22 protein-coding genes and 1 pseudogene are annotated in these 25914 nt (G+C 61.0%); 6 read left to right on the top strand and 17 right to left on the bottom strand.

Features of this window, described 5'->3' with window-relative positions; all coding sequences use genetic code 11:
• The 3 genes from tnpB to AC2YJX_RS11295 all read right to left on the bottom strand — a co-directional run.
• Window positions 1-264: IS66 family insertion sequence element accessory protein TnpB (gene tnpB / locus AC2YJX_RS11305; RefSeq protein WP_487256093.1), on the bottom strand; the 264-nt coding region annotated here is incomplete at its 3' end.
• A gap of 57 nt (window positions 265-321) precedes the next feature.
• Window positions 322-1929 (bottom strand): sensor histidine kinase, encoded by a 1608-nt coding sequence (locus AC2YJX_RS11300; RefSeq protein ID WP_487256092.1) that lies wholly within the window; start codon window positions 1927-1929, stop codon window positions 322-324.
• A 320-nt stretch (window positions 1930-2249) separates the two neighbouring features.
• The gene (locus AC2YJX_RS11295) at window positions 2250-2996 is read right to left on the bottom strand and encodes a response regulator transcription factor (RefSeq protein WP_487256091.1); all 747 of its coding nucleotides are present in this window, start codon (window positions 2994-2996) and stop codon (window positions 2250-2252) included.
• Window positions 2997-3691: 695 nt separating this feature from the next.
• On the opposite strand from AC2YJX_RS11295, the gene AC2YJX_RS11290 reads away from it, so the two are divergent.
• Complete coding sequence (locus tag AC2YJX_RS11290) at window positions 3692-4780, top strand: hypothetical protein (protein WP_487256090.1); 1089 nt, start codon at window positions 3692-3694, stop codon at window positions 4778-4780.
• Window positions 4781-5405: 625 nt separating this feature from the next.
• On the opposite strand, the gene AC2YJX_RS11285 is transcribed toward AC2YJX_RS11290, so the two are convergent.
• From AC2YJX_RS11285 to AC2YJX_RS11265, 5 genes are all read right to left on the bottom strand, one after another.
• Window positions 5406-5711, bottom strand: coding sequence for a transposase (locus tag AC2YJX_RS11285; RefSeq protein WP_487256089.1), 306 nt, complete (start codon window positions 5709-5711; stop codon window positions 5406-5408).
• A 290-nt stretch (window positions 5712-6001) separates the two neighbouring features.
• A complete protein-coding gene (locus AC2YJX_RS11280; RefSeq protein ID WP_487256088.1) occupies window positions 6002-6433 on the bottom strand; it encodes a hypothetical protein in 432 nt (143 codons plus the stop codon).
• Window positions 6434-6546: 113 nt separating this feature from the next.
• Entirely contained in the window at window positions 6547-8508 is a 1962-nt protein-coding gene (locus AC2YJX_RS11275) for a site-specific integrase (protein ID WP_487256087.1), read from the bottom strand.
• 343 nt (window positions 8509-8851) lie between these two features.
• Window positions 8852-10939, bottom strand: a complete 2088-nt coding sequence (locus tag AC2YJX_RS11270; RefSeq protein ID WP_487256086.1) for a site-specific integrase — start codon at window positions 10937-10939, stop codon at window positions 8852-8854.
• Entirely contained in the window at window positions 10939-11547 is a 609-nt protein-coding gene (locus AC2YJX_RS11265) for a hypothetical protein (protein ID WP_487256085.1), read from the bottom strand. Before AC2YJX_RS11265 ends, AC2YJX_RS11270 begins: the two co-directional genes overlap by 1 nt.
• A gap of 779 nt (window positions 11548-12326) precedes the next feature.
• Here AC2YJX_RS11265 and AC2YJX_RS11260 point away from each other — a divergent pair.
• Window positions 12327-12854: pseudogene (locus AC2YJX_RS11260) on the top strand (MFS transporter); the annotation flags it as partial.
• 621 nt (window positions 12855-13475) lie between these two features.
• On the opposite strand, the gene AC2YJX_RS11255 reads toward AC2YJX_RS11260, so the two are convergent.
• A complete protein-coding gene (locus tag AC2YJX_RS11255; RefSeq protein ID WP_487256084.1) occupies window positions 13476-14234 on the bottom strand; it encodes a tyrosine-protein phosphatase in 759 nt (252 codons plus the stop codon).
• A gap of 97 nt (window positions 14235-14331) precedes the next feature.
• Between AC2YJX_RS11255 and AC2YJX_RS11250 the strand changes: the two genes are divergently transcribed.
• Window positions 14332-15204 (top strand): helix-turn-helix domain-containing protein, encoded by an 873-nt coding sequence (locus tag AC2YJX_RS11250; RefSeq protein WP_487256083.1) that lies wholly within the window; start codon window positions 14332-14334, stop codon window positions 15202-15204.
• On the opposite strand, the gene AC2YJX_RS11245 is transcribed toward AC2YJX_RS11250, so the two are convergent.
• From AC2YJX_RS11245 to AC2YJX_RS11220, 6 genes are all read right to left on the bottom strand, one after another.
• On the bottom strand, window positions 15165-15503 hold the full coding sequence (locus tag AC2YJX_RS11245; protein ID WP_436131439.1) for a DUF2834 domain-containing protein: 339 nt from the start codon (window positions 15501-15503) through the stop codon (window positions 15165-15167). The genes AC2YJX_RS11250 and AC2YJX_RS11245 overlap by 40 nt on opposite strands.
• A 149-nt stretch (window positions 15504-15652) precedes the next feature.
• Window positions 15653-16003: a DUF4124 domain-containing protein gene (locus AC2YJX_RS11240; protein ID WP_055401712.1), complete on the bottom strand. Its 351-nt coding sequence runs from the start codon at window positions 16001-16003 to the stop codon at window positions 15653-15655.
• Between the two features lie 71 nt (window positions 16004-16074).
• Window positions 16075-16671 carry a YbhB/YbcL family Raf kinase inhibitor-like protein gene (locus AC2YJX_RS11235; RefSeq protein ID WP_487256082.1) on the bottom strand — a complete coding sequence of 199 codons (597 nt, stop codon included), beginning with the start codon at window positions 16669-16671 and terminating at the stop codon, window positions 16075-16077.
• A gap of 115 nt (window positions 16672-16786) precedes the next feature.
• Entirely contained in the window at window positions 16787-17563 is a 777-nt protein-coding gene (locus tag AC2YJX_RS11230) for a helix-turn-helix transcriptional regulator (RefSeq protein WP_487256081.1), read from the bottom strand.
• An 89-nt stretch (window positions 17564-17652) separates the two neighbouring features.
• Entirely contained in the window at window positions 17653-17883 is a 231-nt protein-coding gene (locus tag AC2YJX_RS11225) for a hypothetical protein (RefSeq protein ID WP_233573500.1), read from the bottom strand.
• Window positions 17883-20807 (bottom strand): DNA topoisomerase III, encoded by a 2925-nt coding sequence (locus tag AC2YJX_RS11220; RefSeq protein ID WP_487256080.1) that lies wholly within the window; start codon window positions 20805-20807, stop codon window positions 17883-17885. Before AC2YJX_RS11220 ends, AC2YJX_RS11225 begins: the two co-directional genes overlap by 1 nt.
• Before the next feature lie 131 nt (window positions 20808-20938).
• Here AC2YJX_RS11220 and AC2YJX_RS11215 point away from each other — a divergent pair, with 131 nt between their 5' ends.
• The 3 genes from AC2YJX_RS11215 to AC2YJX_RS11205 are packed head-to-tail and all read left to right on the top strand — an operon-like array spanning window position 20939 to window position 23206.
• Complete coding sequence (locus tag AC2YJX_RS11215) at window positions 20939-21541, top strand: SET domain-containing protein (protein WP_487256079.1); 603 nt, start codon at window positions 20939-20941, stop codon at window positions 21539-21541.
• Window positions 21538-22401 (top strand): biotin--[acetyl-CoA-carboxylase] ligase, encoded by an 864-nt coding sequence (locus tag AC2YJX_RS11210; RefSeq protein ID WP_121508206.1) that lies wholly within the window; start codon window positions 21538-21540, stop codon window positions 22399-22401. Before AC2YJX_RS11215 ends, AC2YJX_RS11210 begins: the two co-directional genes overlap by 4 nt.
• A 46-nt stretch (window positions 22402-22447) precedes the next feature.
• Window positions 22448-23206 (top strand): SPOR domain-containing protein, encoded by a 759-nt coding sequence (locus AC2YJX_RS11205; RefSeq protein ID WP_487256078.1) that lies wholly within the window; start codon window positions 22448-22450, stop codon window positions 23204-23206.
• A 45-nt stretch (window positions 23207-23251) separates the two neighbouring features.
• Here AC2YJX_RS11205 and AC2YJX_RS11200 read toward each other — a convergent pair whose 3' ends face one another.
• A complete protein-coding gene (locus tag AC2YJX_RS11200; protein ID WP_218300871.1) occupies window positions 23252-24253 on the bottom strand; it encodes an MBL fold metallo-hydrolase in 1002 nt (333 codons plus the stop codon).
• A gap of 106 nt (window positions 24254-24359) precedes the next feature.
• Window positions 24360-25811: a sensor histidine kinase gene (locus AC2YJX_RS11195; protein ID WP_055394603.1), complete on the bottom strand. Its 1452-nt coding sequence runs from the start codon at window positions 25809-25811 to the stop codon at window positions 24360-24362.
• Between the last annotated feature and the right edge of the window lie 103 nt (window positions 25812-25914).

The following is a 25914-nucleotide window of genomic DNA, read 5'->3' as shown; positions in this document are numbered from 1 at the left end:
GCCTATGCCTATGCCTATGCCTATGCCTATGCCTATGCCTATGCCTATGCCTATGCCTATGCCCATGCCCATGCCCATGCCATCGTGGACCAAGACCTTCAAACGAGTCGAGCGCTTGTTGGCGAATACGTAGGCATGGTGCGGTCGCGCGGCGCCAGAGACCTTCACGACCCGGGCAAGGGTTGCTGCGTATCCCGGTCTACTTGAACACTCAGTCCGGCTACGTGACCACTTGATCCGTTGATCATGAATGGCGGCGTACATAGCATGCAACGAGGCAGTGCCACCGCTCAGTCCAGCACCCCCAGCGGAACGTGGCGTTCAACTGCTAGGGCGCTCAAGAGGCAGCCACAACTCAAACTGTGTACCCCCTGTCGCAGAGGTCCCGTCCACCGCCCTCCAAATAGCCTTCGCCCCCAAAGCTTCGGCCCGCTGCTGGACGTGACGCAGTCCTCGTCCCCGCCTGTCCACCGAAGCAGGATCGAATCCCCGCCCGTTGTCTTGCACCATCACTACGGCGCAAGCTGCCTCCAATCGAGTAGCCACGGTGAGCTCTGTGGCACCGCTGTGGCGCATTGCATTGCCCATCACTTCCTGCAGGATACGCAGCAGGTGCAAAGCACTACGCGGGTCGATCCACTCCATGGGCGGGAGGTCCTGGACCTTCCATTGCAGTCGCAATCCGGCTTGTTCCAGCCGAGTGCCCAGCCTGAAACGCAGCGTGGCGAGTAGCAGCAGTAGATCCGTCTGAACCGGCTCCAACGAGTCGATAGCAAGCTTGAGATCCTCAATGCATTCGCGCAGCACTTCTGCGAGGTTCTGCTCTTGCCCACGCTCCACCGCTTTGAGTGCACCCATCAGCGTTGTTCCCAGGCCGTCGTGCATATCTTGCATAAGTCGCTGCCGCTCCTGCATTAGCACCTGGTCACGTTCGATGGCTCTTAGCTGCGCATGGCTTTCGTTCAACGCCGCCTCACGTTCACGCAACTGCTGCTCCAGCCCTGCTGCCGCATGCTCGCTGTTTCGAAGTGCCGCCAGATAACGCCGAACAGCCACGACCAAGCAGGTGATGAAAACCAGCCCAATGTGGTACGGCTGCAGATACAGGCCTTCGGGAGTGACGGCATGATTAAGCATGAGCAAATCGTTCACCGATGCGGGGATGCCCAGCAAAAGGCTGCTGGCTACGAGCAGCGCATCGTTGGAGCGGGCGCGCCAGGCGGACCAGATCCCCAGCACCACCAGCCCAATCTGCGTCGAGAACAGGAGCAGATAGGCCAGCGGTGTGGCCGCGTTGTGTCCTTCCCTCGAATCTCCGGCCAAGCTCGGAATGGAGATGACGGTGGACACTAGCAACAGCAGGACCAGGGGCCATTCGCCCCAAGGATAGGACTTGCCGTGCAGTCGAACGCCGATGGCATAGACCGCCGGCACCATCCACGCGGTGGAGTAGATCGTCATCCATCCATACCAGTCGTCGGGGATCGGAGGTGGCTCTAGTCCCTGGTGGTAGTGCAACGCCCGCAGGAGGAACAGCACTGTGCTGACGCTGAACAATAGGTACGCAGGCTCTCTTCGCAGTGCCCATACTCCCAGGGCCAGAAAGCCCAGCACGAGGAAGGCCTGACTGAGCGCGCGTGGAAGGTCCGCTTGCAGCCATTCACGCCAGGCTCGGCGTGCGTTGAGGTCTGCCTTGTCTCCCAGCCAGGCCGTCGATACGCTCAATCCTGCTGATTCTTGATAGTCCAGTCGCAGCCATACCGTTCGCGGCCGCTCATGACCTGGCCTATCGAGCAATTGCCATAGGGGATGGTTGAAGCCGTTCCAGACGGGGCTGGCGGCAGAACGGTAGAGCAACTCGTCGTCAGCAAAAAGTGCCACTTGGCCGACCGTCTGCCAGCGAGGCAGATAGAAGTACAACTGACCCATGGGAACCTGCTCCAGGCCCCGCGAAATCTCCCATCGATACCAGGCGGTGTGCAGAACATCGCCAGCGTCTGACGAGGTAGTGGTACGCCTGCGTTTGTGGGGCAAGACAACCGACTCCCTCATCGACTCCCATTGGACTGCAGCGGGAACCTGCACATCGGATCCCAACGGTGCCCACGTGCCCCCGTCGGTCATGGCGAACTGTGCATCTACGAGATGCTGGACCGGTAGCCGTGTGTCTCCGGCCCACGCCGCCAAGCCTGCGGAGACAAGCGACCACATCAGCAACAACCGCCACCACAAAAACCATCTGCCAATCATCATGGACCAGGAGGCAACCAGCCGCGAAGCCGCGCTTGCTGCACGGCGTCGAGTTTGGTACCCACCTTAAGCTTCTGGTAGATCCGCCGCACGAAGGTCTGAACGGTATAGCGCGACACGTTCATCAAGCCTGCGATTTCTTCATAGGTAAATCCCTTGACGGCCAGCTCAAGCACCCGTGTTTCTCTTGCGGAGAGAGAGGCCTCTGCCGGTCCGGTCGAAGCCACGGCCTGCGCTGGCGGTGGCGACGCCGGCGACGGGCCAGCAGGCGCCACACGCATGCACTGCAGCACACGCCTCGCAATCAGCGGGCTAATCGGACTGCCGCCCGCATGCACAGTGCGAACCTCTGCCACGAGGCCTTCTGCTGTCGCGTCCTTGAGCAGATATCCCGAGGCTCCCGCCTCAATGGACGCCAGCACATGTGCTTCGTCGCCGAATACGGTGGCCACCATCGTGGCGCACTCCGGCCAATGCATTTGCGCAGCCTGAATCACGTCGATACCGGAGCCATCCGGCAAGCCTAGATCCACCAGCAGCACATGCGCAGCGGGCCCTTGCAGCATGGCCAAACCTTCGGCGCAAGTGCGTGCCACTGCAGATACGCAGAGATCCGCCGCAGATGCGATTGCTGCCTCGAATCCGGCCCGGAATACCTCATCGTCTTCGACGATGGCAACACGGATGAGAGGTGGCTCACTGCTTGGCGACAGGTTTGGGCTGAGGTCGGAGGATGCGGCGTTCATCGTGGGGCCAGAAGATACCGCGATGCTAGACGTCTGAGGCAGAGTTGTATGTCCCTTGTTTGAGGGACAAATGGCGACGCCTTGCGGACGCTGGCGAAGCAAGTGACTGTGCAAATTTACAGCACTGTATAAAAACGTGTCACGTGTTCGAGGGACATACAACTCCGTGGCTGCTCGATAGCATCCGCCCCTATCAGATACAAAGAGAGAGTGGGCATGGAGAAAGCAAGCACCAAGTGGAGCCGGCGATGTGCGATTGCAGGACTGCTGGGCGCGGCCTTGCTGGTGGGTTGTGGCGGGGGAACTAGCAGCGACTCCACGCCGGTCGTGCCGGAAACCACAGGACTCCGGTCACACCAGAGCCACCGGTGACCCCGAATCCTGGCTTCGCAACGGTTGCGATCATCCATGACGGACAGGGCAACACGCCTCCGACGCGCGTGATCGCCGCCTAAACGAGTCCGTCGTCGCTCAAGTGCTATGCAACGTATTCGATCCGCCAGAAATCTTAGCGATTATGACAATCCACCCAGCCGAAATTCGATTGGATACCAATATCCAGATTGAACGGCCGAACAATTTTTGCGGGCTGAAGGGCTGGACACGATTTTGTTTTTGGGTTTCTTGGAGTCCAACCAAGAGAGGCGTCATCCCGAAAAGCCTTACGAGTAGGGAAACCAAACTGTGCAGCCATCATGACATTAAAGACGTTTAGTCATCACGACACACTATCCATCGCCTCTGGACTCCAATCTATCGCTGATTTGATTGATAACATAACAACTGATGGAGTATTGGATCCGAAGTATCACTATCTCTATGACGACCTCTTTGTTGTGTTTTACAAAGTGTACCATGACAAGAAAAATGAATACAAATTGGATAATTCCATTAGCGATGCCAAGCACCAAGAAATTAACAAGAACTTCGGCAAAGCGCAATATCATATGAGTGTTGCGATCGGGCTGGCGGCAGGAATAATTACCGCCGTTGGCGTCTCATTTGAAGTTAATCATTCGCAAGCTGCAGCAAAGAAAGCCAAGGAAAATATTAATGATCTTCAGGAGAATTCATATCAAATAGTTCAGGCTGATACCACCCGCCGTTATGTGAATGCATTGCAGAAGGCAACAGCAGATCCAAAGATAAACATAAACGAACTGGTTAAAACGCTATTCTGGACTATCATCGTCGGCTACCAGCCCATTCAGAGCATTCAGGACTTTCAAGATGCACTCTCCTCCATCCATCTAGGCATCCTGAATGAGAGACATGCCCGGTGGGCCGGAGTATTCAGTTTGGAAAATAAGTCTATAAATATGACCAGCCCCGGAGAAGGGGATGATACCAAGAAAATTACAACTATTGTTTCCGAGCTGGGCAATCTTGTAGGAGTTGCGACCATCGTTGTTATGGCTGTTAACTGGAAGGCAAATGGAGTGAGTCCATTCCAATCATTTGCCAAAATATTCCAAGGGGTAAAAGCAACATTCTCGGGCCCTATTTCCGATGAAGACGCTGCAGGGGATTTGGCTACGGCAGAGGTTACCGAAGAAGTAACAGCAGAGTTCTCTGTTACGGATGCACTTGGCGGCGCACTTGGCGTGATCGGTGCCGCCCTCCTTATCATCGGGACGATTGTCGCGATTATTGATTTGTCCAAGGCCAAGAGGAAGATCGACAAAGCCAAGAAGCAGTTCAATGATCAGTATGGGTCGTTGAGAAGTACCTTGCTTACAGTGATCGGTGCAAGCGAAGGCTTTCGAAAGCACTCGAGTTCCTAGGTTTCTGGTGTTTGGAAAGCAAGCGCGCCAATGAAGGAGGCCCAGGCAACCTTGTGGGCTAACTCAAAGCCGAAACGAGGCGCAAGCTGAAGGCGACGAAGCTGGTCACTAGCTAATCATTACGAGAAGCGAAGGCGCAATGCCGTGTAGGCGGCACTGGTCCAGCAGTCCTTGTGCTGGGCTGGTGTACTGGTCACACCAGCGATGTTTGTGAGGCCAGCACACTGATCATCATGCTGGCGAGTTGTTCATGAGGCCGTCTTTGCGTCTGCAAGCTGGCCTGCTGTCCATCGTCCCGAGTTGATGTGCATGTTGCACGTTCAATGTCTACGATGCCGGTCCATCGACCGTGAGCAGCGGCGGTGTTCACGGCGAATCAGAACAGGTGTTCAGAGTCGCCCGGATTCGATGTTCATGCCGAATTGGACACAATGTTCAGGGATGTCCGGAATACGCAGTTGCGTCGGTTCCGGCGCGCATATCCAGCGGCTCGACACACAGCCATACCGCTCCGACGCGAATCATCGAAGCCAGTTGCTCAGCCAGGCGGCGCAATCGCGAGCAGCACTGGCAGTGCCAGACGACGGTGACGGTGGTGCCGCCTCGCTGCAACTCAATGCGGATGTCACCTTCCACTGTAGCTGCGGGCAGCGCGAGCGGCACGAACGTTGGGCCCGGCATTGGCGCTTTGCGCAACGGTGGCTCGGTCTTGGGCTTGTCTTGGTCTTGTCTTGGTCTTGGGGGGCAACGCATGTTTCGCGTCGATCACCCACTTGCGCAGCATGTTCGCGTTCAAGCTGTGTGCCAGCGCCACCGCGGCCATTGATACCCCACCAGGGCGCATGCACTCTTGGATCACCGCTTCCTTGAATTGCGCGCCGTGCCGCCGCCGGCGACGCCGTCCGATCAAATCCATTTCGTAAGTGTCCATCTGTCCGACTAAGTTGAGCGGACACGAGCCTCCTACATCGGCCGCCAGACATCAACGTGTGTTCGCCGCGCGCTTGCTGCTCGGCGGCTAGGACTGTGGGAGCAATGGGGTGCTGAGGCCACGCTTACCCTTCAGCCGGTGGAGGTCCAGTACGGCTCATTCGCGCTCTTCATAGAGTCGTGCTCGAGCGCCCAGTCTACCTCACCCATGATCGATGCATCGCTGTCTCCATAGGGCGCTGGCCTAGCCCTGCCCGAAGACATCCAACCACAACTCACCGGTTTTCAGAGCTATTTGGACCTACTCGGCAATGCCGTGACATTCCCCTTGATGAGCTTGTTCAGTTTCGTTCGGAGTTCCTTGTTCTCATTTGTGAGCTGCTGCAGCTTGTCTTCAGCTTCTGCGCGCAATCTCCGAGCCTCGTGCCAATCGAGCTCGCTGATGCGATAAGCAGTGAGCAGATCGTCGTATAGCTCTCGCCATTCCGAAACTCGTTGAGCAGCACTCCGCTTCGCTTCTCGCCGAGATGAGGCCGCTACCCCTCTCACGTTCAATAGCCACGGATCCACTACATTTTTCTTGAAACTGTCCTTGTAGTTGGCTCCGAAGAGCGTCTTGGGACCGATGTCTGAGCGACGCACGAGCTCAATGAAGTTTAGGGTCCCGCCGTTCGCGGGATAAAGGCCCTGGTTCGCCTGTATCTCCTTCTCGATTTTTCGCATGGCCTGGGTCACCTTTGCCACGACCTCACCGTGACGTTGCGCTCCTCGCGCTTCTGCGCTTACTCGGATTTGCTCTCTCGCCTCATCCGAAAACTTTGAAGACGCCTTACTCTTCATTCTTCACACAACCCTCCAGATTGGCATATTTTCTGGACTCGTGCGTCGAATCGCCACTTCCGTTCAAGATCTTTAAAGCGACCCAGATGCATCCGAACCTGGCCGGCCCAGAAGTCAGCGACGAGCTCTTGTTGTTTCTCGACCTCAAATTGCCAGTGCTGCAGCGCTTGCGAGATACAGCTATCCACTTCCTCACGCAGCCAGGCTTGCTCAAGTCGATAATCGCAAGAAGTTTGGCAGCTTGCCGGATCGGGATGTCCACGCTTCTTGTTGCAAGGACCAAACTGGTTCAAGGACTTAGTGCACATGACCCCCGGTCGAACAAGATTCCACGTAGTTCCGCCAAAAGTCAGCACTTCTGCCAAATCCCGAATGTCCGCTGCCCCCCAATCCTGCGAGCGTTGATGAAGCGCGCGACCGTGTTCCGTCACTGCGCGGCGAATGCTGGAAGAGGCTGACCCTCCATAGCCGTCGTCTGTGAGATCTGCTTCGCCGTCGGCAATTGCTTTTTCACTCGAAATTGAACGTTGTTTCGACAACCTAGCTTCATCTGCAGCAACGAATTTTTCGAGATCGTCTGCACAGCGAATGACGCGGAGTTCGCGAACGATCTCATCAATCTCCGCAGAAAGGGCTTTGTCCGCCAAGATGTAGTAGATGGTCATCTCGATGTGCTTGTGCCCAAATACCTCCTGGAGCAACTTTGGGGCTTGGACAATCGCAAGCGCAACTAGTCTAGCTAGAGTCTTTCTTAACCTGTGCGCCCTGATTGCCTGCCCGCCGGGTTCAGTGTCCAAACCCAATACGCTTGAATAGTGTTTCAATAGCTGTCCTAGCATCGCCGATGTTGCCTGAACAGTGCGGTTTCCAGAGCTGAACCAGAGATTCTTCCCTTCTGGTATTTCACGAGGGTTCGAGAGCGGCCTTAGCGCACTTAAGGGCGGCAGACGCTCCGTCAGGGAGATGAGCTTGACTTGCTGCTCAAAGGCGCGCTCCGCGAACTCAGGAAGAGGCCAGTCGCGCAGCTCCCCGTCGTGGCGGCGCACCAATTTGTAAGTGCGACCGTTTGCGAACGTTGTGCCATCGCGGGCCCGACGTATAGCACTTCGCTCCATGATCAGAATCTCCCCGTTTCGGCAACCAGTTGACAGGCCGGTTACGAATAGGTGAGCACCCTGCAAGACTCTGGCCAAGCCAAAAACTTGGGTTGCACCCCTAGGAGGCCACGCTTCAGCGCGCGGATCTGTTGTGGGGTGTCCGAGCTCAGCCTCAAGGTTTTCCAATGAGCTCAAGTTTTTTGCTTTTGGTGCTTCTTTGCTATGGGCTCCTCGCTTGTTAAGCTTTAATTCAAACGGCAACGCTTCGATCAATTGCCCTTTTGCATCCGTCCAGATTGCGTCATTGAGGTAGGCTGCGCATCGTCTACTCAAGACGCGAACATCTATTTTTGAGTCATAGGCGTCTTGCCAGAGCTCTTGAAAAACCGACAAGATACGCAGGATATTTGGTCCTAAATGCTCAATGATCCAGTAGGACCGGTTGCCCAACTCACAAATGAAGTCATCGGGAAAAGGAAGATGTGGGTCAGAACGGGCCAATGGCAATGGCAACTCTGCTTCGCCTGATACTCGCGTCGCCTTTTGCAGGTTTACACCGATGGGCGGTGCATCAGCCCACAATCCTCTTGAGGCTGCCGCGTGCATGCGCTTCAACTCTACGTGTATGTTTGTTTTCGACGTGGCAGAGAGGGGGAGTGAATCAACGTCCTCTCTTGAAACGGATGCGAAGCTTAGATGCGATGGGTGCACGCGCTCACTTTCATCAGTCCCTACAGGCCCTTCACCATTTAAAGGGATCGCTTTGGCGACACTGATCGCTGCAATGAAGGAGACGCTCTGGTAGGCCAATTCTGCGACCACCGAGGGGTCAAGGCTGTCACGGCCATTTTTAAGGCTCACGGGGCCTATGCGGCACAAAACTAGGTATCGGTTGCACACTAGAACCGCTTGAGCAATAAGAGTTCGAAAGAGCCAAACGGACTCACAGCTACGCTTTAGCAGTTGAGTCACGTTGGCAATTATCTTTTCCTCGATGGATAGATTCCATTGAATGGGCGAAGCAGACGGGAACCAGTCGCGAGGAGTCGACCACCTCGCCCATTCCTCGCCGTGCCCTAGCAGCGATTTAATTCGCAGAAGCTCGGCTTGATCCATGTACTGGATATCTTCCGCAGCGTACTTGGTTAGTACCAGCTTGGACGCCGTTTGGAACTCCGCAGTAGCCTCTTGCCGAATCACACGCCTACTCATGCTCGAACCCTTTGCGCGGTGAGGAACCATTGAACTCAGGCACTCGATGCTCACCTTGCTTAATACGAAGCGTCCATTTATCAAATGTGGCCTGAACCGACGTGGCGTCAAACCCCAGCAAAGCTGTTTCAGTGTTCTGAAGCTCTGCCTGCCAGGAGACATCTCCCCCTCGACAGAAGTGCTCGATGGGGATTCGACTCCTGATGTGCTGCAGTTCGGCGAGCCGCATTGCAAGACCTTCCAACGCCTCAGGCGCTATGACTGCATTCTCAAGGCACAAGGTACAGCGATGCGCAGTGCACAGTGTTAGACCACCTGCCGCGAACTGGGGATCAATGCGAGTAGGCGGCCGACTGGGATCTTTGCAACCTATGCCCAGCCTGCTCTTTTTCAATTTTCGGTACTCGGTCAGGCGCAACTGTTGCTCAGGAGTGATGTGCTCCCGCTCCATGATTTGTCGGAGGGTAGTGTGGTCAAGCTGTCCAGAGGTCAAACACATCGACCACATCTCATTCGTATAACTAACGAAAGTGCGGGCACTTTCAGCGTTGAGGAGTTTATTGTCGATGTATTTAGCGGTTGTACTGACGGAAAGATGTCCCAGCGCTCGTTGAATAGCCAAGATTGAGCCGCCAGATATTCTGTAAACATATTCAGCAAAAACATCGCGAAAGTCGCTAGCGCTTATTCTTGGAATTAGATTATTCGCATTTAAATTGCTGTTTATGTGATCGACGACGATGTGTAAAATCGGAGTGTTTCTGTCGTACTTGTCGTAGCTGTTTTCATGCAGAGCCTGGATACCACTTCTAGTGCGATAAAGCCAAACACTTTGGGATTTGCGCTGGAGCTCCAATGCTGCCAAACGCGCTTGCGTGATTGACATCACATCTGCTTTTTTTACAATTAGATCATCAACTTTCAACTCGGCCAAGCGAAGAAGACGAACAATTTCCTGCCGCAGGGACCACGTCCTTTCTACTATGGTACGAATAACGCGGCCTGGAGATCGATCCGATTTCCAATCGCCGTGCATAACATGATTTGACCCACCGCGCTCCTTGTACCCTGTCATGATATAGCGACTCGAGTCCTGCGGGTGATCGCGCAAAAATGGCGTGCATTCAGAAAGGGAGACGCTGGGATTAACACGCAGATCGAGGAGAGTTTGGACATTCCATCCGCCGCCAATCAGCGCGAGATGGAACCCCATGCGAATGTCAAATGCAGTCGGAAAAAGAACTTCGAACATACTGTCGATCGTTAAACCGTCGCGCCACATTGTTTTATGTGATTTTCCTGTATCTTGCTCCCAGACTTTTTTGATAGACGCTGTCGTCGGAGAGCATCCCCTATCAATCAAATTTCGCAAAAAATCGGCATTCAGTAGCCATTCGGCCTGCTGCTCGTTGGCGGGCACTTTTTTCCCGACGAGTAATTCGTCGACAATACTCCACCTGTCCAGCGCTTCAAACCAGGCACGCTTGATGTGCGTGAAGATGGTCCTAGATTGCGCCGATGTTGGTATGTCTCTGGACGGTTTGAGCTGCTCAGGGCCGTTCCAGGCGAGTGGCTTCATTTCCAATGCGCGTCGGGTGGCGTCCGCGACGGACCTGAATGCAGAGAACTGGTTTGGAGAGAAGCGCTGCACGGCCATTTGCTGGTGTAGATGTGTCAAATCTTTAACACTTCGCGTTGGTGCAAGAACGACCAATGTGTTGAGGGCGTTCGCCTCCATTTCGTCGAACAATCGCCACCAGCTCTTGAGATCCGCAACACAGTTAAAGCACGTCTTCGCCGTTGCCCACATAAGTTTATCTTTAATTGCAGGTAGCAATTCATGAATTAATGCAGGTCGTCCACTATATCCACCAAGCCAGCGATCTTCTAGGCCAGGTTTTTTTGGGGTTTTTTGGCCATTCTCCAAGTCCGTCAAATCGACTAAGCATGGCTTTGTAGCGTGCTGCGTCCAGAACTTGAGGGGGCTATCAGTTTTGTGTATTGAATCATGCGAATCTACAAGCGAAAGACCTTTCTCAATTCCATGCAAATTATCCTTTGAGACCTTGTGTATTTTCATTAAAAATCATCTGTTTCATCAAGCATTGTGGATTGATAACGCTCGGGTAGTGCTTCGCCTAATTGATCGCAAACCCACTTCACGTACAGTTTGGTAGTGTTGCTACTGATGTGGCCTAGCTGTGGACAAATTTTCAACTGAATTATTCCCGTGAGCAAAATGGCGGTAAGGGTTCCCGAGTCTGTATATTCGGGGGTCTCCTGTTTTCTGCCCGCTTTTATTTCCTGAAGCAGCGTGGAGCAAGCCCACCAATGCCTGCCAAGGTGCGGTGACCAGCTAGGGTACGGGAGGTTTCCAGATTTCCATGCGCTATAAAATCCAGAAACGGATTGCCGCTGACCCTCGCGATTCAGAAATAAGTGAACCGATTTTTTCAGCCTCTCGCTTTGAGTCTTAAGGCCTCGGGCGCTACCAACCCATTTTTGCAGAAGCCGGGGGCGGATATTTTTACGGTAGGCATGCAGCTTTTCAGCGAGATGAAGCGGAATTTTTATGGTGCGGTCAGGGCCAATTTTGTCACCATGGTCTTTGCCATAATCTCTGCCTTTTGTGCCATACCGGAGAGACACTGAGACCTCCTGATGCTTCACGTCAGCTGCAGGATTCATGATCAACCAGTCCCGGGGGTCAAGGGGAAGGGTGTCTATACGCCAGCAAGCGACCTCCTGTCGTCGTGCGGCTGACATCAGTACTGTTTCACACATGAGCCCATAGGTTTGTCCTCTCTGGTTGTAGACGGAGGCAATCCAGGCGTCCACGGCTACCTCAGTAGGCATGCGCAGGTGTTTGGGGGATTCGCGGACCCTCCCTTTGCGAACTTCATGGGTGCGTGGAGAGTTGTTGGCTGTACTAAGACCCGACCGAGAGTGAGAAACGCGACTCGTAAGCGGCACGGCGAAAGGTGGGCGCTTGCCTTTCAACGCCATCCAACTTAGGTAGTCCGTTGCAACGTCGACATAGCGATTTACCGTGCCCGCGCTCAACGGCCTGCCGACTCCCCAGAGGCCCGAAACCAAATCGGGCTGATAGCGGCCGGTGACATGGTCAACGTAGTCAGCTTTCAAAGGGTCAATGCCCTTTGCCTCGCACCACTCTAGGAAGTTACAGAGCCAGTGTGCGTAGTTGCGAATGCTTTTCTCAGCAGGGCGAAGTCCCTGTGTCCCTGGGTTGAGCGGGTTCCAAGTTCCTAGGCCCCGATCAATTAAGTACTCCGATCCGTCTCGATGGATGCCCGGCCGAGAATCGAGAATGAATGGTAGGCGGGCTACCCGCCCGTAGCCTGCACGTGTCAACTGCACCGAGTCTGGTTCCACCACTCTGAAGTTGTACTTTCCCATGACGAAATTGCAGATAGAGTTAGAAGTACCAAAAAGCTACATCTACTATAAAGGTGCACATCGTGGCGTATTGCACCGACCTGGGTTTTGGCGCGGCGCGCGGGGCTGAGATGTTGTCTCTGATGCTGGCGTGCGGCATTGTCAGCCGCCTGGTGTCGGGCGTGATCTGCGACCGCATTGGCGGGGTGCGCACGCTGCTGCTGGGGTCGGCGCTGCAGGGGGTGGGGCTGATGCTGTTTTTGCCGTTTGACGGGCTGGTGCCGCTGTATGTGATCTCGGCGATGTTCGGGCTGTTCCAGGGCGGCATCGTGCCCGCGTACGCCATCATCATCCGCGAGTATTTCGCGCCGCAAGAGGCTGGCGCCCGGGTGGGCGCGGTGATCATGGCCACGCTGATCGGCATGGCGCTGGGGGGCTGGATGTCGGGCTGGATTTTTGACGTGACGGGCAGCTACAAGGCGGCGTTCATCAACGGCATGGGGTGGAACCTGCTGAACCTGTCGATCATGGGCTGGCTGTACTGGCGGGTGCGGCGCCAGGGTGCGGTTGAGGGGCGGGTGCAGCCCAGTGCCGGATAGCGTGCAACACCGCACTAGCGGCTTGCTGGAACTGCGCCTCCTTCATTTCGTTGAGAATTTTGATCAAATAGGCCTCTAGCGCTTGGTAGTCAAGCGCCTGCAGCTATTGATTTATGAGCAATTGAGCACTGCAGCATTCGCTCAACAGGCCCCGGCAGGTGCAACCCGATTTTTTATCGGCCTGCACCTGCCGGGGCCCCACGGGACCGCAGTAGCAGCTGCGGTCCCTGAGCAGGTCGTCGTTGCCTTCGACCCTGTGTTCGGGCTGCTCAGCAAGGCGTTTCTCACCAGGCTGCATGCCTTCATCCCGAAGGTATGCGCCCGGTGCTAGTAGCAACCCTGTCTGTCGCCTTTGCTGTCAGCCTCTCCTCCCTGTTCCCGCCCTTGTGTGCATTTGTTACTTGACTGTAGGGGGTGAGGGAGCGCGGCACAACCTGCGAAAGTTGGTAGGTACGGCGGGTTGTGCGGGGCGAGGGTTCGGCAAAAAGAACCCGCCAACATGGCTCTATCGCCCTGCTGTATTGCATTGGCAGCTTCTGCTTTGATAGCAAACGGGATTTGCACGGCACAAACCCACGCACAGGGTGCCGCGCGATTCTTCGAGGTCTTGGTGCGAATTGGCTACACCGCCGCCTGCAGATAGCGCCCCGCCAGCTCTGTCTGCGCGGCGGCGTCCACGCCCAGCACGTCCACCAGATACGGCTGCAGGCCGCCAAAGTCGTTGTCCACCATGTGCAGGGCGGCGTCCAAAAACCCTTCTTGCACGCGCCACAGCACGGCCAACACTTCCTCGGGCGCGTGGCTGCCCATGCCTTCGGGGCGGCGGTAGAGGGTGTTGGTGAGCAGGTAGTCGTGCATGACCACGTCGCGCGGCACGCCGAGGGTGAGCAGGATGAGGGCGGCGGCGAAGCCGGTGCGGTCTTTGCCAGCGGTGCAGTGGAAGACGGTGGGGGTGTCGCTGGCCAGCAGCAGCTTGAACAGTTCGGCAAAGCGCGGGGCGTTGTCGTGCACAAAGCCGCGGTAGGTGTCTTGCATGAGCCCCACGGCGTCTTGCGCGGTGAGCTGGCGGCCGGTGCGCTGCAGGTCGAGCGCGCGCTGCACCACGGTGGGCTCGATGGCGAGCGGGTGGTAGGCGATGCCGGGCAACGCGTAGGCATAGGCGGCGCTTTCGGCCTTGCCGCGAAAATCCACCGCGCGGGCCACGCCCAGCTGGGCCAGCAGGGCCTGGTCCTCGGGGGTCAGGGCGGCGAGGTGGTCCGAGCGAAAGATGCGCCGCCACTTCACGGGCCGCCCGCCCTGGCCGGTGTAGCCGCCCAGGTCCCGAAAGTTGGTGGCGCCGGCGAGGGGGAGGGATCGGGTGGGGGCTTGCTCTTGCTGCATGGTGCGTGCGGGGAGTGTGTTGGGTGGGGGTATTGAAGCAACAAGGATAGTCGGGCGGTGCGGCAGGCGCATGTCGCACGGGTGGCTGGAGGAATGCATGGGGCGCGACCGTGTGCAGAATCCGGGCATGCAGCGTTTTGTGCCCGTGCCTTCTGATTTGCAGCCCTGGCTGATGGCGGGGGTGGTGGTCGACGCCCCGGCGGAGCTGGCGCAGTCGCATTTTCCGGCGATGGTGTCGAGCATGCTGGTGGTGCGGCTGGCCGGGCAGGTGCATTGCCGGGGCGCACTGGTGCCGCCAGCGGCCTGGATCAGCGCCAGCACCACGGCCACGGTGTACGAACACGGCGGGCCGGTGCGGGCCGTGGGGCTGGTGCTGCAGCCTGAAGCCGCGGCGGCGCTGTTTACCAGCGCACGCGGTTTGGTGAATACGCTGCGGCCGCTGGCAGAACTGGTGGGCCCTGGGTGGACCGAGGTGGAGCACGGCGTGCATGCTGCGCGGGATGATGCCGCGCGGATCGCGGTGCTGTGCCAGTTCGTCCGGCAGCTGGTCGCGCCGCCGTCACCGTGTGAAGCACGGCGGCTGCAAGCCCTGGCCCTCTTGCAGGCGGCCCACGACGATGCCCCAGGCGCGGATCAGCACATGGGCCTGAGCCAGCGGCAGTTTGAACGGCGCTTTGTGGCGCACTGGGGCATGGCGCCCAAGCAGTTTCAGGTGATTGCGCGGCTGAACAGCACGCTGGGCAACGCCCTCGCCACGCCCGGCGGCCCGGTGGTGGACCTGGCGGCCGACCAGGGCTACTACGACCAGTCGCACATGGCGCGCGATGTGCGCAGGCTGGCGGGCCACCCGCTGCAGGCCCTGGTGCAGGGCACGCGCAGCCCGCTGACCGCACACTGGCCCTTGCAGATTGGGGCACAGACCCTACCGAATCAACCTGCCCCACCCTTGGAGCCCACGCGCAAGCGCTGAGCCAGGTACAGCGGCATCACAAACGCGAGGCCAATGCCAAAGCAGGCCGCGATGTAAGCCCAGCGCCACGCGCCCAGGCTGCGGTCTGCCGCCACCCAGGCGGAGAACGCCACGGCGGCCAGGTACACGTCGAGGGTGATGCCGGTGGTCAATGCATTGGCAAAGGCATCGCGCCAGAAAACGTCGGGCATCACGCTGCCGCCCGCCAAAAAATACACGGTGTTGAAGTACCAAGGGACGGCCAGACCCAGAAGGGCCAGCAGAAGAAAAAATGCGCGCAGGCGGGTGTGGTTTTGCATCGGTGCATGCGGCCCTCGAAAGAGAAAGAGAGAGGCCTTGGGTAGTGAATCAATGCACCGATTGAATCCGCGCAGCCCCCTGGCGGGCTAGGAAAAAAACGACATGCCTCGCACCGGCGGACGAGCCGCTGCACGCCATCTTCATGAACTTACTGCGCGCGCGGCAGCGATGTCACAGCGCCATCCACCGGCAGCTCCTGCGTGCCCTTGGGGCAGGGCTGGTCGGTGTAGGTCGTGCGGCCGTCCTTCACGCACTTGCGCGGCTGCGGGGCCACGGGCTCAGACGCGCCACTGTTCGCAGAGCGGGCTTGTGCGGCGGGCTGCTGCTTGCCGGGCGGCAAGGTGTCGGGGCCGGGGCGGGTGATCTTCTTCCAGGCCTGCTCGGTCCATGGCCCGGCGTGGGGCAGCCACTGGTCGGCCGTCCACCATGCGGCGGCTGCGGCGGCCAGCAGCAGTGCGGCCAGGATGGACCAGAGGGTGCGTTCGCGGGTGCTGCGCATGGGGTGGGCCTGTGGTGTGGTGGGTGACCACCAAGCTTAAAACATCACGACGCCCACCCGACCACGCGGTATCACGGCTGCTTGCCTTTGGCCGCAGGGCGCCCGTAGCGCGCCGTGAGCGTGGCCTTGCCCAGGCTGTTGGCGTTGATCATGTAGCCGGCCAGCGCGGCGGTGGCGTCGGCAGGCAGGTCCAGGCGCGGCACCTTGAGCGCGTGCACGGTGAAGATGTAGCGGTGCGGCGCATCGCCTTCGGGCGGGCAGGCCCCACCCCAGGCGGCCACGCCGTAGTCGATGCGCACATGGCTGGCGCCTGCGGGCAGCTTGGCGCCGCCGGCAGCCCCCGCGTCGGGCCGAAGCTCGGTGGTGCTGGCGGGGATGTTGACCACCGACCAGTGCCACCAGCCCGAGCCTGTGGGGGCATCGGGGTCGTAGGCGGTGACGGCGAAGCTTTGGGTGCCTGCGGGTGCACCGCTCCAGCGCAGGGCGGGTGATTGGTTGTCGCCCGCACAGCCAAAGCCCTTGAACTCGAAGCGCTGGGGCAGCGTGCTGCCTTCGGCAAAGTCGGGGCTAGTGAGCGCGAAGGCGTGGGCGGCAGGGGCCAAGCCGATGGTGGCGAATGCTGCGATGGCGGCGCCAACGCGAAGGGGGCGTGAAAGTGGGTGGGTCATCTGAAAAGCTCCTTGCAGTAGCGGTGTGAAACAAGGGCTTGATGGTGCTGCGCGCCGCGCCTTCGCATTGGCCCGGCGGCATCAATGGCTGTGCGCTGCGCGTCAGCCGCAGCCATCAGGGCCGCAGCTGCGAAGGCGGAAAGCCGAAACGTTCGCGAAAGGCCGCACTGAAGCGGCTGTGCGATTCATAGCCGCAGCGGGCCGCAATCTCGGACACCTGCAGCGTGGAGCTTTGCAGCAGCACCAGCGCCGTCTCCAGCCGCACATCGCGCAGGCACTGGCTCACGGTCTCGCCCTCTTGCGCCAGGCGGCGCTGCAGGGTGCTCGCGCTGGTGGCAAAGGCGGCGGCGATGCGCTCCACCGTCCAGTCGGCCTGCGGGCTGGGGCCGACCATGCGGCGCACGCGTTCAGCCCAGCCCAGCTCGCCCGGCGGGGCGAAGACGATGCCCGCCTCGGCCAGCATCAGCAGCACTTCGAGCGCGCGGTGTTCGCGCAGCGCCTGCGAGCTGGCATCGCTCTCCAGCGCGGCCACGGCACGCGTGAAACTGTCTTCAAAGGTGGCGTCGGCCGCCAGGCCTGCGCAGCCCTGCACCGGCGGGACGGCTGCAAACTGCCCGAACTGGCGGTGGAACTGCTCCACCAGCTCGGGCGCAAAACACAGCAGTCGCGCCACATAGCGGCCTTGGGGCGCCGGGTCGTTCACCACCTCCCACTGCGCGCCACGCGGCAGCACAAACACCCGCCCGCGGGGGTAGCGGTGGCCGCCGCCGGGCGTGACCAGGTGCTTGGTGCCCGAGACCACCCAGCCCACCGAATCCATGCGCACGGTGACGGTGTGGATGCGGTGGTGGACCGTGGTGGCAATCTGCAAGGACAGTGCGGGTTCGCCCATCGTTCTTTCCCCTGGGGCTCAAGCGCCATCATCTGCGCAGCGCTGTGCCGGATGATGGCAGGCTTCAGCCGACGGCAGCACAAGCACCGTCAGCGCGTGCGCTCTTTCGTCACGCCGACATCGATGTCGCCAAACACGGTCACGCCGCTGGCACCTTGAGGCTGCTGCTGGCTGGCAGGGTCGCCGGAGCGCGCAGAGCCTGCGGTGCTGCTGCAACCGCCCAGCACACCGACAACCGCCAAGGCCACCAGCGCGGTGCGCCAGAAGCCCTGTGCGAACCGTGCGGGCGATGCGGCGTGTTCCGTGTGGAGCGGCTGCATCATTCGCCGCCCAGGTGGTTGCCCAGGATGCCCGCAAGCTCGAACATGCCCGCGCTGTCCTTGCCAAACACGGCGCGCAGCTTGTCGTCGGCGACGATGGTGCGCTTGTCCTTGGGGTCTTGCAGGTTGTGGGCCTTGATGTATTCCCACATCTTCTTCACGGCCTCGGGGCGCGCCACGGGTTCGTTGCCGATCACGGCAGCCAGCGCGGCACTGGGGGCCTTGCCAGCGGCGGCCTTGCGCGGTGCCTTGGTGGCAGCGGTCTTGGTGGCCGGGGCCTTTTTGGCAGCGGCAGGTTTAGCGGATTTTTTGGCTGCAGCGCTTGTCTTTCCTGCCTTGGCAGCTATCGTTTTAGCAGCAGCGCCTGGGCGCGGCGGGAACTTGCTGGGCGCAAACTCAAAGTTGACCTTCCCCGCCTCCTTGTCCCAAGCCAGGTGGGCCTTGAAGGCGCGGCGCGTGCGCATGCTCACGAACTTGTCGAGCAGGTCGGTCTTGCCGGTGTCCAGCAGCTTGGTCATCTGCTCGCGCTCCACAGGCTGTTGCAGGATGATCTTGCCGCTTTTGAAGGTGCAACTCGGTGTGGGCTGCGCAGCGGTGGGCACGGCCTTGCTGCACACGTAGTTGCTGCCGTGCTCGTGCACTTCCGATCCGCAGATGGGGCAGGCACCCAGCGACGCGTCTTCAAACTCGACGATCTCGCCGGACTCTTCGCCCTTCTTGTCATCGCCAAAGTCGAATTCGAGCTTGTAGTTGTGCGCTTCGTCGTCGTACTTGATGACGATCTCGGACGTGAAGGGCCAGCCGGCCTTGGAGCGAAAGCCTTCCAGCGGGCCGATCTTCTTGTCGCGCAGCAGGGCGTTGGCCTCTGCGGTTTCAAACGTGCGGCCTGCGGGCGACTTGCCAAAGCTGAAGCCGCAGCCTTCCGAGCCGGGCTTGCCCACGCAGGCAAAGCGGCGGTAGTTCTCTTTGACCACGCCGCCGCAGTTGGGGCACGGCGATTCGAGCGTGGCGTAGTCGCCGGGGATGGTGTCGCGGTCGTATTCCTTGGCCTTCTTGACCATGCGCTCGGTCATGGCGGCGATCTCGGCCATGAAGGATTCGCGGCTGAGCAGGCCCTTTTCCATTTGCGAGAGCTTGAACTCCCACTCGCCGGTCAGGTCGGCGCGGCAGAGTTCTTCGACCTCCAGCCCGCGCAGCAGCGTCATCAGTTGAAACGCCTTGGCCGTGGGGATGATCTCGCGGCCTTCGCGCAGCATGTACTTTTCAGTCAGCAGACCTTCAATGATGGCCGCGCGCGTGGCTGGCGTGCCCAGGCCTTTTTCCTGCATGGCTTCGCGAAGTTCGTCGTCGTCGATCTGCTTGCCCGCGCTTTCCATGGCGCCGAGCAGCGTGGCTTCGGAATAACGTGCGGGCGGTTTGGTCTTGAGGCCCTTGGGGTCCACCTGCAGGGTGTTGACCATTTCACCGGGCTTCACGGGCACCAGGTTCTGGCCCTTGTCGCCGTCCTTCCCGCCTTCCACCTCCTCGGCCGCTTCCTTGCCGTAGATGGCCAGCCAGCCCGGCTTGACCAGCACCTTGCCTTCGGTCTTGAAGCTGTGGGGCGCCACGGTGCTGATGCGCGTGGTCACCGTGTATTCAGCGCTGGGGAAGAACACGGCCATGAAGCGGCGCACCACCAGGTCGTACAGCTTTTGTTCAGCCTCGCTCAGCCCGCTGGGCGCCTGCAGTGTAGGGATGATGGCAAAGTGATCGCTCACCTTGCTGTTGTCGAAGATGCGCTTGGACGGGCGCACGTAGTTGTTGTTCAACGCGGTGAGCGCGTGCGGCGCCAGGTGGCGCATGCCGCTGTCGGCCAGCATCTCGAAGGTCTGCTTGGCCACGGGCAGATAGTCTTCCGGCAGCGCGCGCGAGTCGGTACGTGGGTAGGTCAGGGCCTTGTGGCGCTCGTACAGGCTTTGCGCCAGTGCCAGCGTGGTCTTGGCCGAGAAGCCGAACTTGCCGTTGGCCTCGCGCTGCAGGCTGGTCAGGTCGAACAGCAGGGGCGAGGCTTGCGTGGTGGGCTTGCTCTCTTCGGTGACCGTGGCCTGCTTGCCGCGCACGGCGTTGGCAATCGCCTGGGCTTCGGCTGCAGACCACACGCGGTCGGCGCGGGCTTCCACATCCTCGCCCTTCTTCCACTTGGGGTCGAACCACTTGGCGGGGTATTCACCAGCCTGCGCACCGAAGGTGGCGTGGATTTCCCAGTAGTCGCGGCTGATGAACTTGCGGATCTTTTCTTCGCGCTCCACCACCAGCGACAGGGTGGGCGTCTGCACCCGGCCCACCGTGGTCAGGAAGAACCCGCCATCGCGCGAGTTGAACGCCGTCATGGCGCGGGTGCCGTTGATGCCCACCAGCCAGTCGGCCTCAGACCGGCTGCGGGCTGCACTGGCCAGGCCCGCCATCTGCTGCTCGGTGCGCAGTGCGTCAAAGCCGTCGCGGATGGCCTGGGGCGTCATGGACTGCAGCCACAGGCGCTTGACGGGCTTGCCCAGGGGCTTGGCGCCGCCAGCGTATTGCTCGATCAGGCGGAAGATCAGCTCCCCCTCGCGGCCCGCGTCACAGGCGTTGATGAGTTGAGTCACGTCCTTGCGCTTGGCTTGCTTCACCACGGCGTTCAGGCGCGTCTTGGTCTTGTCCACGGGCTTCAGGTCGAAGTACGGCGGGATCACGGGCAGGTGCGCAAAGCTCCACTTGCCACGCTTCACGTCAAACTCTTCGGGCGCCTGGATCTCTACCAGGTGGCCCACGGCGCTGGTGACTACATAGCGGTCGTTCTCGAAGTGGTCTTCGTGTTTGTCGAACTTTCCGGCCACGGGGGTCAATGCGCGCACGATGTCTTGCGCGACAGAGGGTTTTTCTGCAATTACCAGGGTCTTGGTCATTTTGGGGCTCTCGCCAGTCATTCTGGTTGCCCGGGTTCCGGGCGCTTCTACAATTCGGGTCTCACGCGCATGCACACGCATACACGCGCACGCACACATGTGTGCACTATCAAGTTAACAGAGTTTTTGCCATGCCCCGCTCCGCATCGCCTGCCGCCCCCACCCTTGCACCGGGCCGCCGCATCCAGACCCGGCGCTCTGGCGTCCATGGCAAGGGCGTGTTTGCCGTGCAGGATATTGCGGAAGGCGAAGTCCTTGTGGAGTACACGGGCGAAGTGATTGGCTGGCAGGAAGCGCAGGACCGGCACCCGCACGACCCCCTGCAACCCAATCACACGTTTTACTTTCACGTGGATGAAGACCACGTGATCGACGCAAAGTTCGGCGGCAATTCGTCGCGCTGGATCAACCACAGCTGCAACCCCAACTGCTACGCCGATGAGCGGGACGGCCGCATTTTTATCACCGCCCTGCGCAATATCAAGGCGGGCGAAGAGCTGAACTACGACTACGGCCTGATCATCGAAGAGCGTTACACCAAGAAGCTCAAGGCCGAATACCCCTGCTGGTGCGGCAGCAAGAACTGCCGGGGCACGCTGCTGGCGCCCAAGCGTGGCTGGGCACCACCGGTGCCGTTGTCACCATCCAAACCCTCTCCACCCAAGTCTTCCGCCAAAAAAGCCAAAGCCGCCAAAGCGCCTCCAACCACCAAGCCGCGGGGCCGCAGCCAGTGAGCGCCGCCTCTCCCATCCGCTGGCCCGCCGAGGCCATCTGGGAAGCGGTGTCACCGCTGTTACCGGGCTTTACCGTCGAGGTGCTGCCCACCATCGACTCCACCAACACCGAGCTGATGCGCCGCGCGCGCAACGGCCAGTGCGAGCCCACGCTGCTGGTGGCCGAGCAGCAGACCGCCGGGCGCGGGCGGCTGGGGCGGGTGTGGCAAAGCGATGTGGGGGCTTCCCTCATGATGTCGCTGGGGCTGCCGCTGGCGCCGCAGGATTGGTCGGGTCTCTCGCTCGCTGTGGGGGTGAGCGTGGCTGAAAGCCTGCAGCCCGTGCTGCCCGCTCTGGGCGCCGACCAGCCCGCGCGTGTGGGGCTCAAGTGGCCCAACGACCTCTGGCTGGGCGGCGCGGCGGGTGACCGCAAGCTGGGCGGCATCCTGGTGGAGACTGCTAGTTTTGTGGCGCCCCAGGCGGCTTCTGCTGCAACGGCCAGTGCCAGCACCGCACGGTATGTGGTGGTGGGCATCGGCATCAACGTGCTGCCGCGCAGCGCCGAGGGCATGAGCATGCCGCCCGGCAGCTTGCAGGACGTAGAGCCCGGCTTGGACGCCCCCACCGCGCTGCTGCGCATCGTGCCGCCACTGGTGGCCATGCTGCGCTCGTTTGAAGGCTACGGGTTTGGCCCCATGCAACCCCGCTTTGCAGCCCGCGATGTGCTGCAGGGCCGGGCCGTAACGCTGAGCGACGGCCACACCGGCACGGCGCACGGCGTGGGGGACGATGGCGCGCTGCTGGTGCACACTGCGGGCGGCATGCAAGCCATCACGAGTTCCGAAATCAGCGTGCGGCCCACTGCGGTGCCTCCGGTGTGAAGAAGCTCCCTTTGTTGATCTCGATGTTCCTGAAAGGCCGCGCTCCATGCTACGTCTTGCCGTGATCGCACTGCTGCTGGCCAACGCGGGCTACTACGCGTGGTCGCAAGGGCTGCTCAAGGACTGGGGCTTTGCCCCCGAGGAACAGGCAGAGCCGCAGCGCATGAACCAGCAGATCCGGCCCGAGACGCTGCAGATCCTGCGTGTGAACCCCAGTAAAACATCTTCCTCTTCCTCTTCCTCTTCCTCCTCCTCTTCTTCTTCGTCCTCCCCCCCACCCGCTCCCTCCACCCCCGGCACGGCCACCGCATCGGCCGACGTGGCGTCTTCCGCCGCTTCCTCCCCACCCCCTGCCGATACCGCCGAATGCCTGCAGGCCGGTGTATTTGACGAGCGCCAGGCCGACGCCCTGCGTACCGCCGCCGCCAACCTGCCACCGGGCAGCTGGCTGCTGGAGCCCACGCCCATCCCGGGCCGCTGGATGGTCTACATGGGCCGCTTTGAAGACCTGGAAACGCTGGACCGCAAACGCGCCGAACTGCGGGCCCGCAAGGTGGACCACGACCGGGCAGGCGGCACACTGGAGTACGGCCTCTCGCTCGGCCGTTTTTCGTCCAAAGAGGCCGCAGAGCGCGAACTGGCCAACCTGGGCAACAAGGGCGTGCGCACGGCCCGCGTGATCCAGGAGCGGCCCGAGTCCCCCGGCTTCACGCTGCGCCTGCCCGCCGTGACCGACGCACTGCGCCCGCAGTTCGATGCGCTGCGCAGCGCCATGGCGGGCAAGACGCTGCGCAACTGCGCGTAACCGCAGCAGCGGCGACGGCGGAGCCATCGCTTGCGCCGCCGGTTGTCACATCGGGACGGCGCGCGTCTCGCCGTGGCGCATGAGCCAGACCCGGTCCTGCGGCAGGCCGCGCTGCGCCAGTGCAGCGGCCACGTCGCGCGGAGGGTGGTCAAACGCCTCCTGCGTCAGCATGAACGTGCCCCAGTGCACGCCCATGGCCTGCTTGGCGTCCACATCCAGCATCAGCTGCACGGCGTCCTCGGGGTTCACGTGCATGGGTTTCATGAAATCGCGCGGCAGGTAGGCGCCGATGGGCAGGGCCAGGAAATCCACAGCCCCCAGGCGCTGGCGGATGGCCTTGAAGTCGTCGCTGTAGCCCGTATCGCCCGGAAACAGAAACCGCCAGGGGTCCCCAGCGTTCGGGCGCGCCCATTCCAGCGCGTAGCCGCCCCACAGCGAGGCGTTGGTATCCCATGGGGTGCGGCGGCTCCAGTGCTGGGCGGGCGTGAAGTGCACCCGCACACCCGGGGCGATGTCGGTGTGTTCCCACCAGTTCAGCTCGGTCACGGGGCCCATGCCGCGTTGGGTGAACCAGTCTCCCAAGCCCCGGGGCACCACAAAACGCGGCGACTGGCCGGCGTCGCGCAGGCGGCGCAAGGTGCCGTAGCACAGGTGGTCGTAGTGGTTGTGCGAGATCAGCACCACGTCGATGGGCGGCAACTGCTCGGGGGTCAGCGGTGCCGGTACGCGGCGTGGTGCGCCAAAGCGGCCGAGTGGCCCGGCAAAGCCGCACAGCGTCGGGTCCATGAGCACGTTCAGGCCTGCCACCTGAAGCAGGATGGACACATGGCCCAGCCAGGTGACGACCGGTGCCTGCGGGCGCTGGGCCAGGCGCGCGTGGTCCACGGGCGCGCTCCACTGCCGGGCAAAGGCTTCATAACCCCCGGCGGGGTCCGAGCGGGGTTTGAAATCGCCGCGCAGCGAGCGCCACACCATCTCGTACCAGGGGAAGTTGCCAATGACGACGCCGGGGTGGGTGTTGGCAAAACGGCGGGGTGATGGGGTCATGGTGGCAGCTTGGGGTCAAAGAGGTCGCATGATGCCGCAGCCCGGTGCGGGGCGGTGGGGTCTAGTGCATCGCCCCTGCGGCGTGCCCGTATTCGGGCAGTGCTGTTCAGCCGCCGGCCACTTCATCGCGCGCGGCAAAACGCACGCTGAAGCGCGCGCCCGGCGGCTGCTGGCCCGGGCGTGCGTCTTCCAGGGTGACCTCGGCATCGTGCTTGCGCGCAATCTCCAGCACGATCGGCAGGCCCAGACCGGAGCCGTCGGCCTCGCTGCCCAACGCACGGTAGAACGGCTGGAACACCAGCTCGCGCTCGGCCTCGGGCACGCCAGGGCCTGAGTCTTCGACCTGCAGCAGCAGCACATGGCCAAACGTATCGGCCAGCACGCGGGCCGTGACCACGCCCGGCTTGTCGGGCGTGGAAGGGGTGTAGTTGAGGGCGTTGTCCACCAGGTTGCGCACCAGTTCCTTGAGCAGCGTGGGGTTGCCGTCGAGCATCACGCCGGACGAGCCCGGCTCTGCACCGTCGTAGCCCAGGTCGATGTGTTTTTCCAGGGCGCGGGGCACCGAGTCGCGCACCACCTCGATGGTGAGCCGGGCCAGGTCGCAGGGCTGGCGCGCAAAACCCACGCCGCTGCCCTCGGCGCGCGCCAGCGCCAGCAGCTGGTTGACGGTGTGTGTGGCGCGGATGCTGGAGCGGCCAATCTGCTGCAGCGAGCGCTTGAGTTCCTCGGTGCTGGTGCCCTCGCGCTGGGCCAGGTCGGCTTGCATGCGCAGGCCTGCCAGGGGCGTCTTGAGCTGGTGCGCCGCGTCGGCCAGAAAGCGCTTTTGCGTGGCCAGCGAGTCGTTCAGGCGCTGCAGCAGGTCGTTCACCGAGGCAACGAGGGGCGCCACTTCGAGCGGCACCGTGCGGTCGTCCAGCGGGGAGAGGTCGTCGGGGTTGCGCGCGCGGATGCGCTGCTCCAGCTGGTTGAGCGGCTGGATGCCCCGCGCCAGCGCCAGCCACACCAGCAACACGGCCAGCGGCAGGATCACGAACTGCGGGAGCATCACGCCCTTGATGATTTCGGTGGCCAGCACGCTGCGCTTTTCGCGCGTCTCGGCCACCTGCACCAGCGCCACGGGGGTATCTGGCAAGGGCAGGCGCACCCAGATGTAGGCGACGCGGATCTCGATACCGCGCATTTCGCCGTCGCGCAGGCGCACCTCGCCGGACATGGGCACCTCGTCGGCGGGCGGCTCGGGCAGCTCGCGCTCGCCGGAGAGGAACTCCCCGCCGGGGCCCAGCACTTGGTAGTAGACGATGTCGGACTCATCGGCCCGCAGGATCTCGCTGGCAGGCTGGGGCAGGTTGAACTGCACCTTGTTGCCCGCCACGCCCACCAGCTGGGCGAGGGCGTGGGCGTTGTATTCGAGCGCCCGGTCAAACGGCTTGTTGGCCAGGCCCTGCGCCACCAGCCAGGTCAGCGCCAGGCTGACGGGCCACAGCAGCAGCAGCGGCGTGAGCATCCAGTCGAGGATTTCGCCGAACAGGGATCGCTGCTCTCGCTGGAATATTTTCAAGGCGTTCGCCGTGGCGGTTTTAAATGAAATTGGCCTCTAGCGCTTATCCATCAAGCGCTAGTTGCTATCATTTTTAAAGTATTCAATCGGCACGTCATGTCCG

The sequence above is a fragment of the Acidovorax sp. SRI_002 genome (assembly GCF_057586455.1).
Note: the sequence above shows the minus strand (reverse complement) of the source record. Positions and strands in the feature narration are given on the sequence as shown.

Bases quoted from the DNA above. Each gene is read 5' to 3' on its own strand.
- AC2YJX_RS11250 (WP_487256083.1), top strand. From the start codon at position 14,332: ATGGGGCGCGACCGTGTGCAGAATCCGGGCATGCAGCGTTTTGTGCCC.
- AC2YJX_RS11255 (WP_487256084.1), bottom strand. From the start codon at position 14,234: ATGCAGCAAGAGCAAGCCCCCACCCGATCCCTCCCCCTCGCCGGCGCC.
- AC2YJX_RS11285 (WP_487256089.1), bottom strand. From the start codon at position 5,711: ATGGACACTTACGAAATGGATTTGATCGGACGGCGTCGCCGGCGGCGG.
- AC2YJX_RS11200 (WP_218300871.1), bottom strand. From the start codon at position 24,253: ATGACCCCATCACCCCGCCGTTTTGCCAACACCCACCCCGGCGTCGTC.
- AC2YJX_RS11220 (WP_487256080.1), bottom strand. From the start codon at position 20,807: ATGACCAAGACCCTGGTAATTGCAGAAAAACCCTCTGTCGCGCAAGAC.
- AC2YJX_RS11300 (WP_487256092.1), bottom strand. From the start codon at position 1,929: ATGGGTCAGTTGTACTTCTATCTGCCTCGCTGGCAGACGGTCGGCCAA.
- AC2YJX_RS11290 (WP_487256090.1), top strand. From the start codon at position 3,692: ATGACATTAAAGACGTTTAGTCATCACGACACACTATCCATCGCCTCT.
- AC2YJX_RS11270 (WP_487256086.1), bottom strand. From the start codon at position 10,939: ATGAAAATACACAAGGTCTCAAAGGATAATTTGCATGGAATTGAGAAA.
- AC2YJX_RS11235 (WP_487256082.1), bottom strand. From the start codon at position 16,671: ATGACCCACCCACTTTCACGCCCCCTTCGCGTTGGCGCCGCCATCGCA.
- AC2YJX_RS11240 (WP_055401712.1), bottom strand. From the start codon at position 16,003: ATGCGCAGCACCCGCGAACGCACCCTCTGGTCCATCCTGGCCGCACTG.
- AC2YJX_RS11265 (WP_487256085.1), bottom strand. From the start codon at position 11,547: ATGAATCCTGCAGCTGACGTGAAGCATCAGGAGGTCTCAGTGTCTCTC.
- AC2YJX_RS11205 (WP_487256078.1), top strand. From the start codon at position 22,448: ATGCTACGTCTTGCCGTGATCGCACTGCTGCTGGCCAACGCGGGCTAC.
- AC2YJX_RS11215 (WP_487256079.1), top strand. From the start codon at position 20,939: ATGCCCCGCTCCGCATCGCCTGCCGCCCCCACCCTTGCACCGGGCCGC.
- AC2YJX_RS11295 (WP_487256091.1), bottom strand. From the start codon at position 2,996: ATGAACGCCGCATCCTCCGACCTCAGCCCAAACCTGTCGCCAAGCAGT.
- AC2YJX_RS11230 (WP_487256081.1), bottom strand. From the start codon at position 17,563: ATGGGCGAACCCGCACTGTCCTTGCAGATTGCCACCACGGTCCACCAC.
- AC2YJX_RS11245 (WP_436131439.1), bottom strand. From the start codon at position 15,503: ATGCAAAACCACACCCGCCTGCGCGCATTTTTTCTTCTGCTGGCCCTT.
- AC2YJX_RS11280 (WP_487256088.1), bottom strand. From the start codon at position 6,433: ATGCGAAAAATCGAGAAGGAGATACAGGCGAACCAGGGCCTTTATCCC.
- AC2YJX_RS11225 (WP_233573500.1), bottom strand. From the start codon at position 17,883: ATGCAGCCGCTCCACACGGAACACGCCGCATCGCCCGCACGGTTCGCA.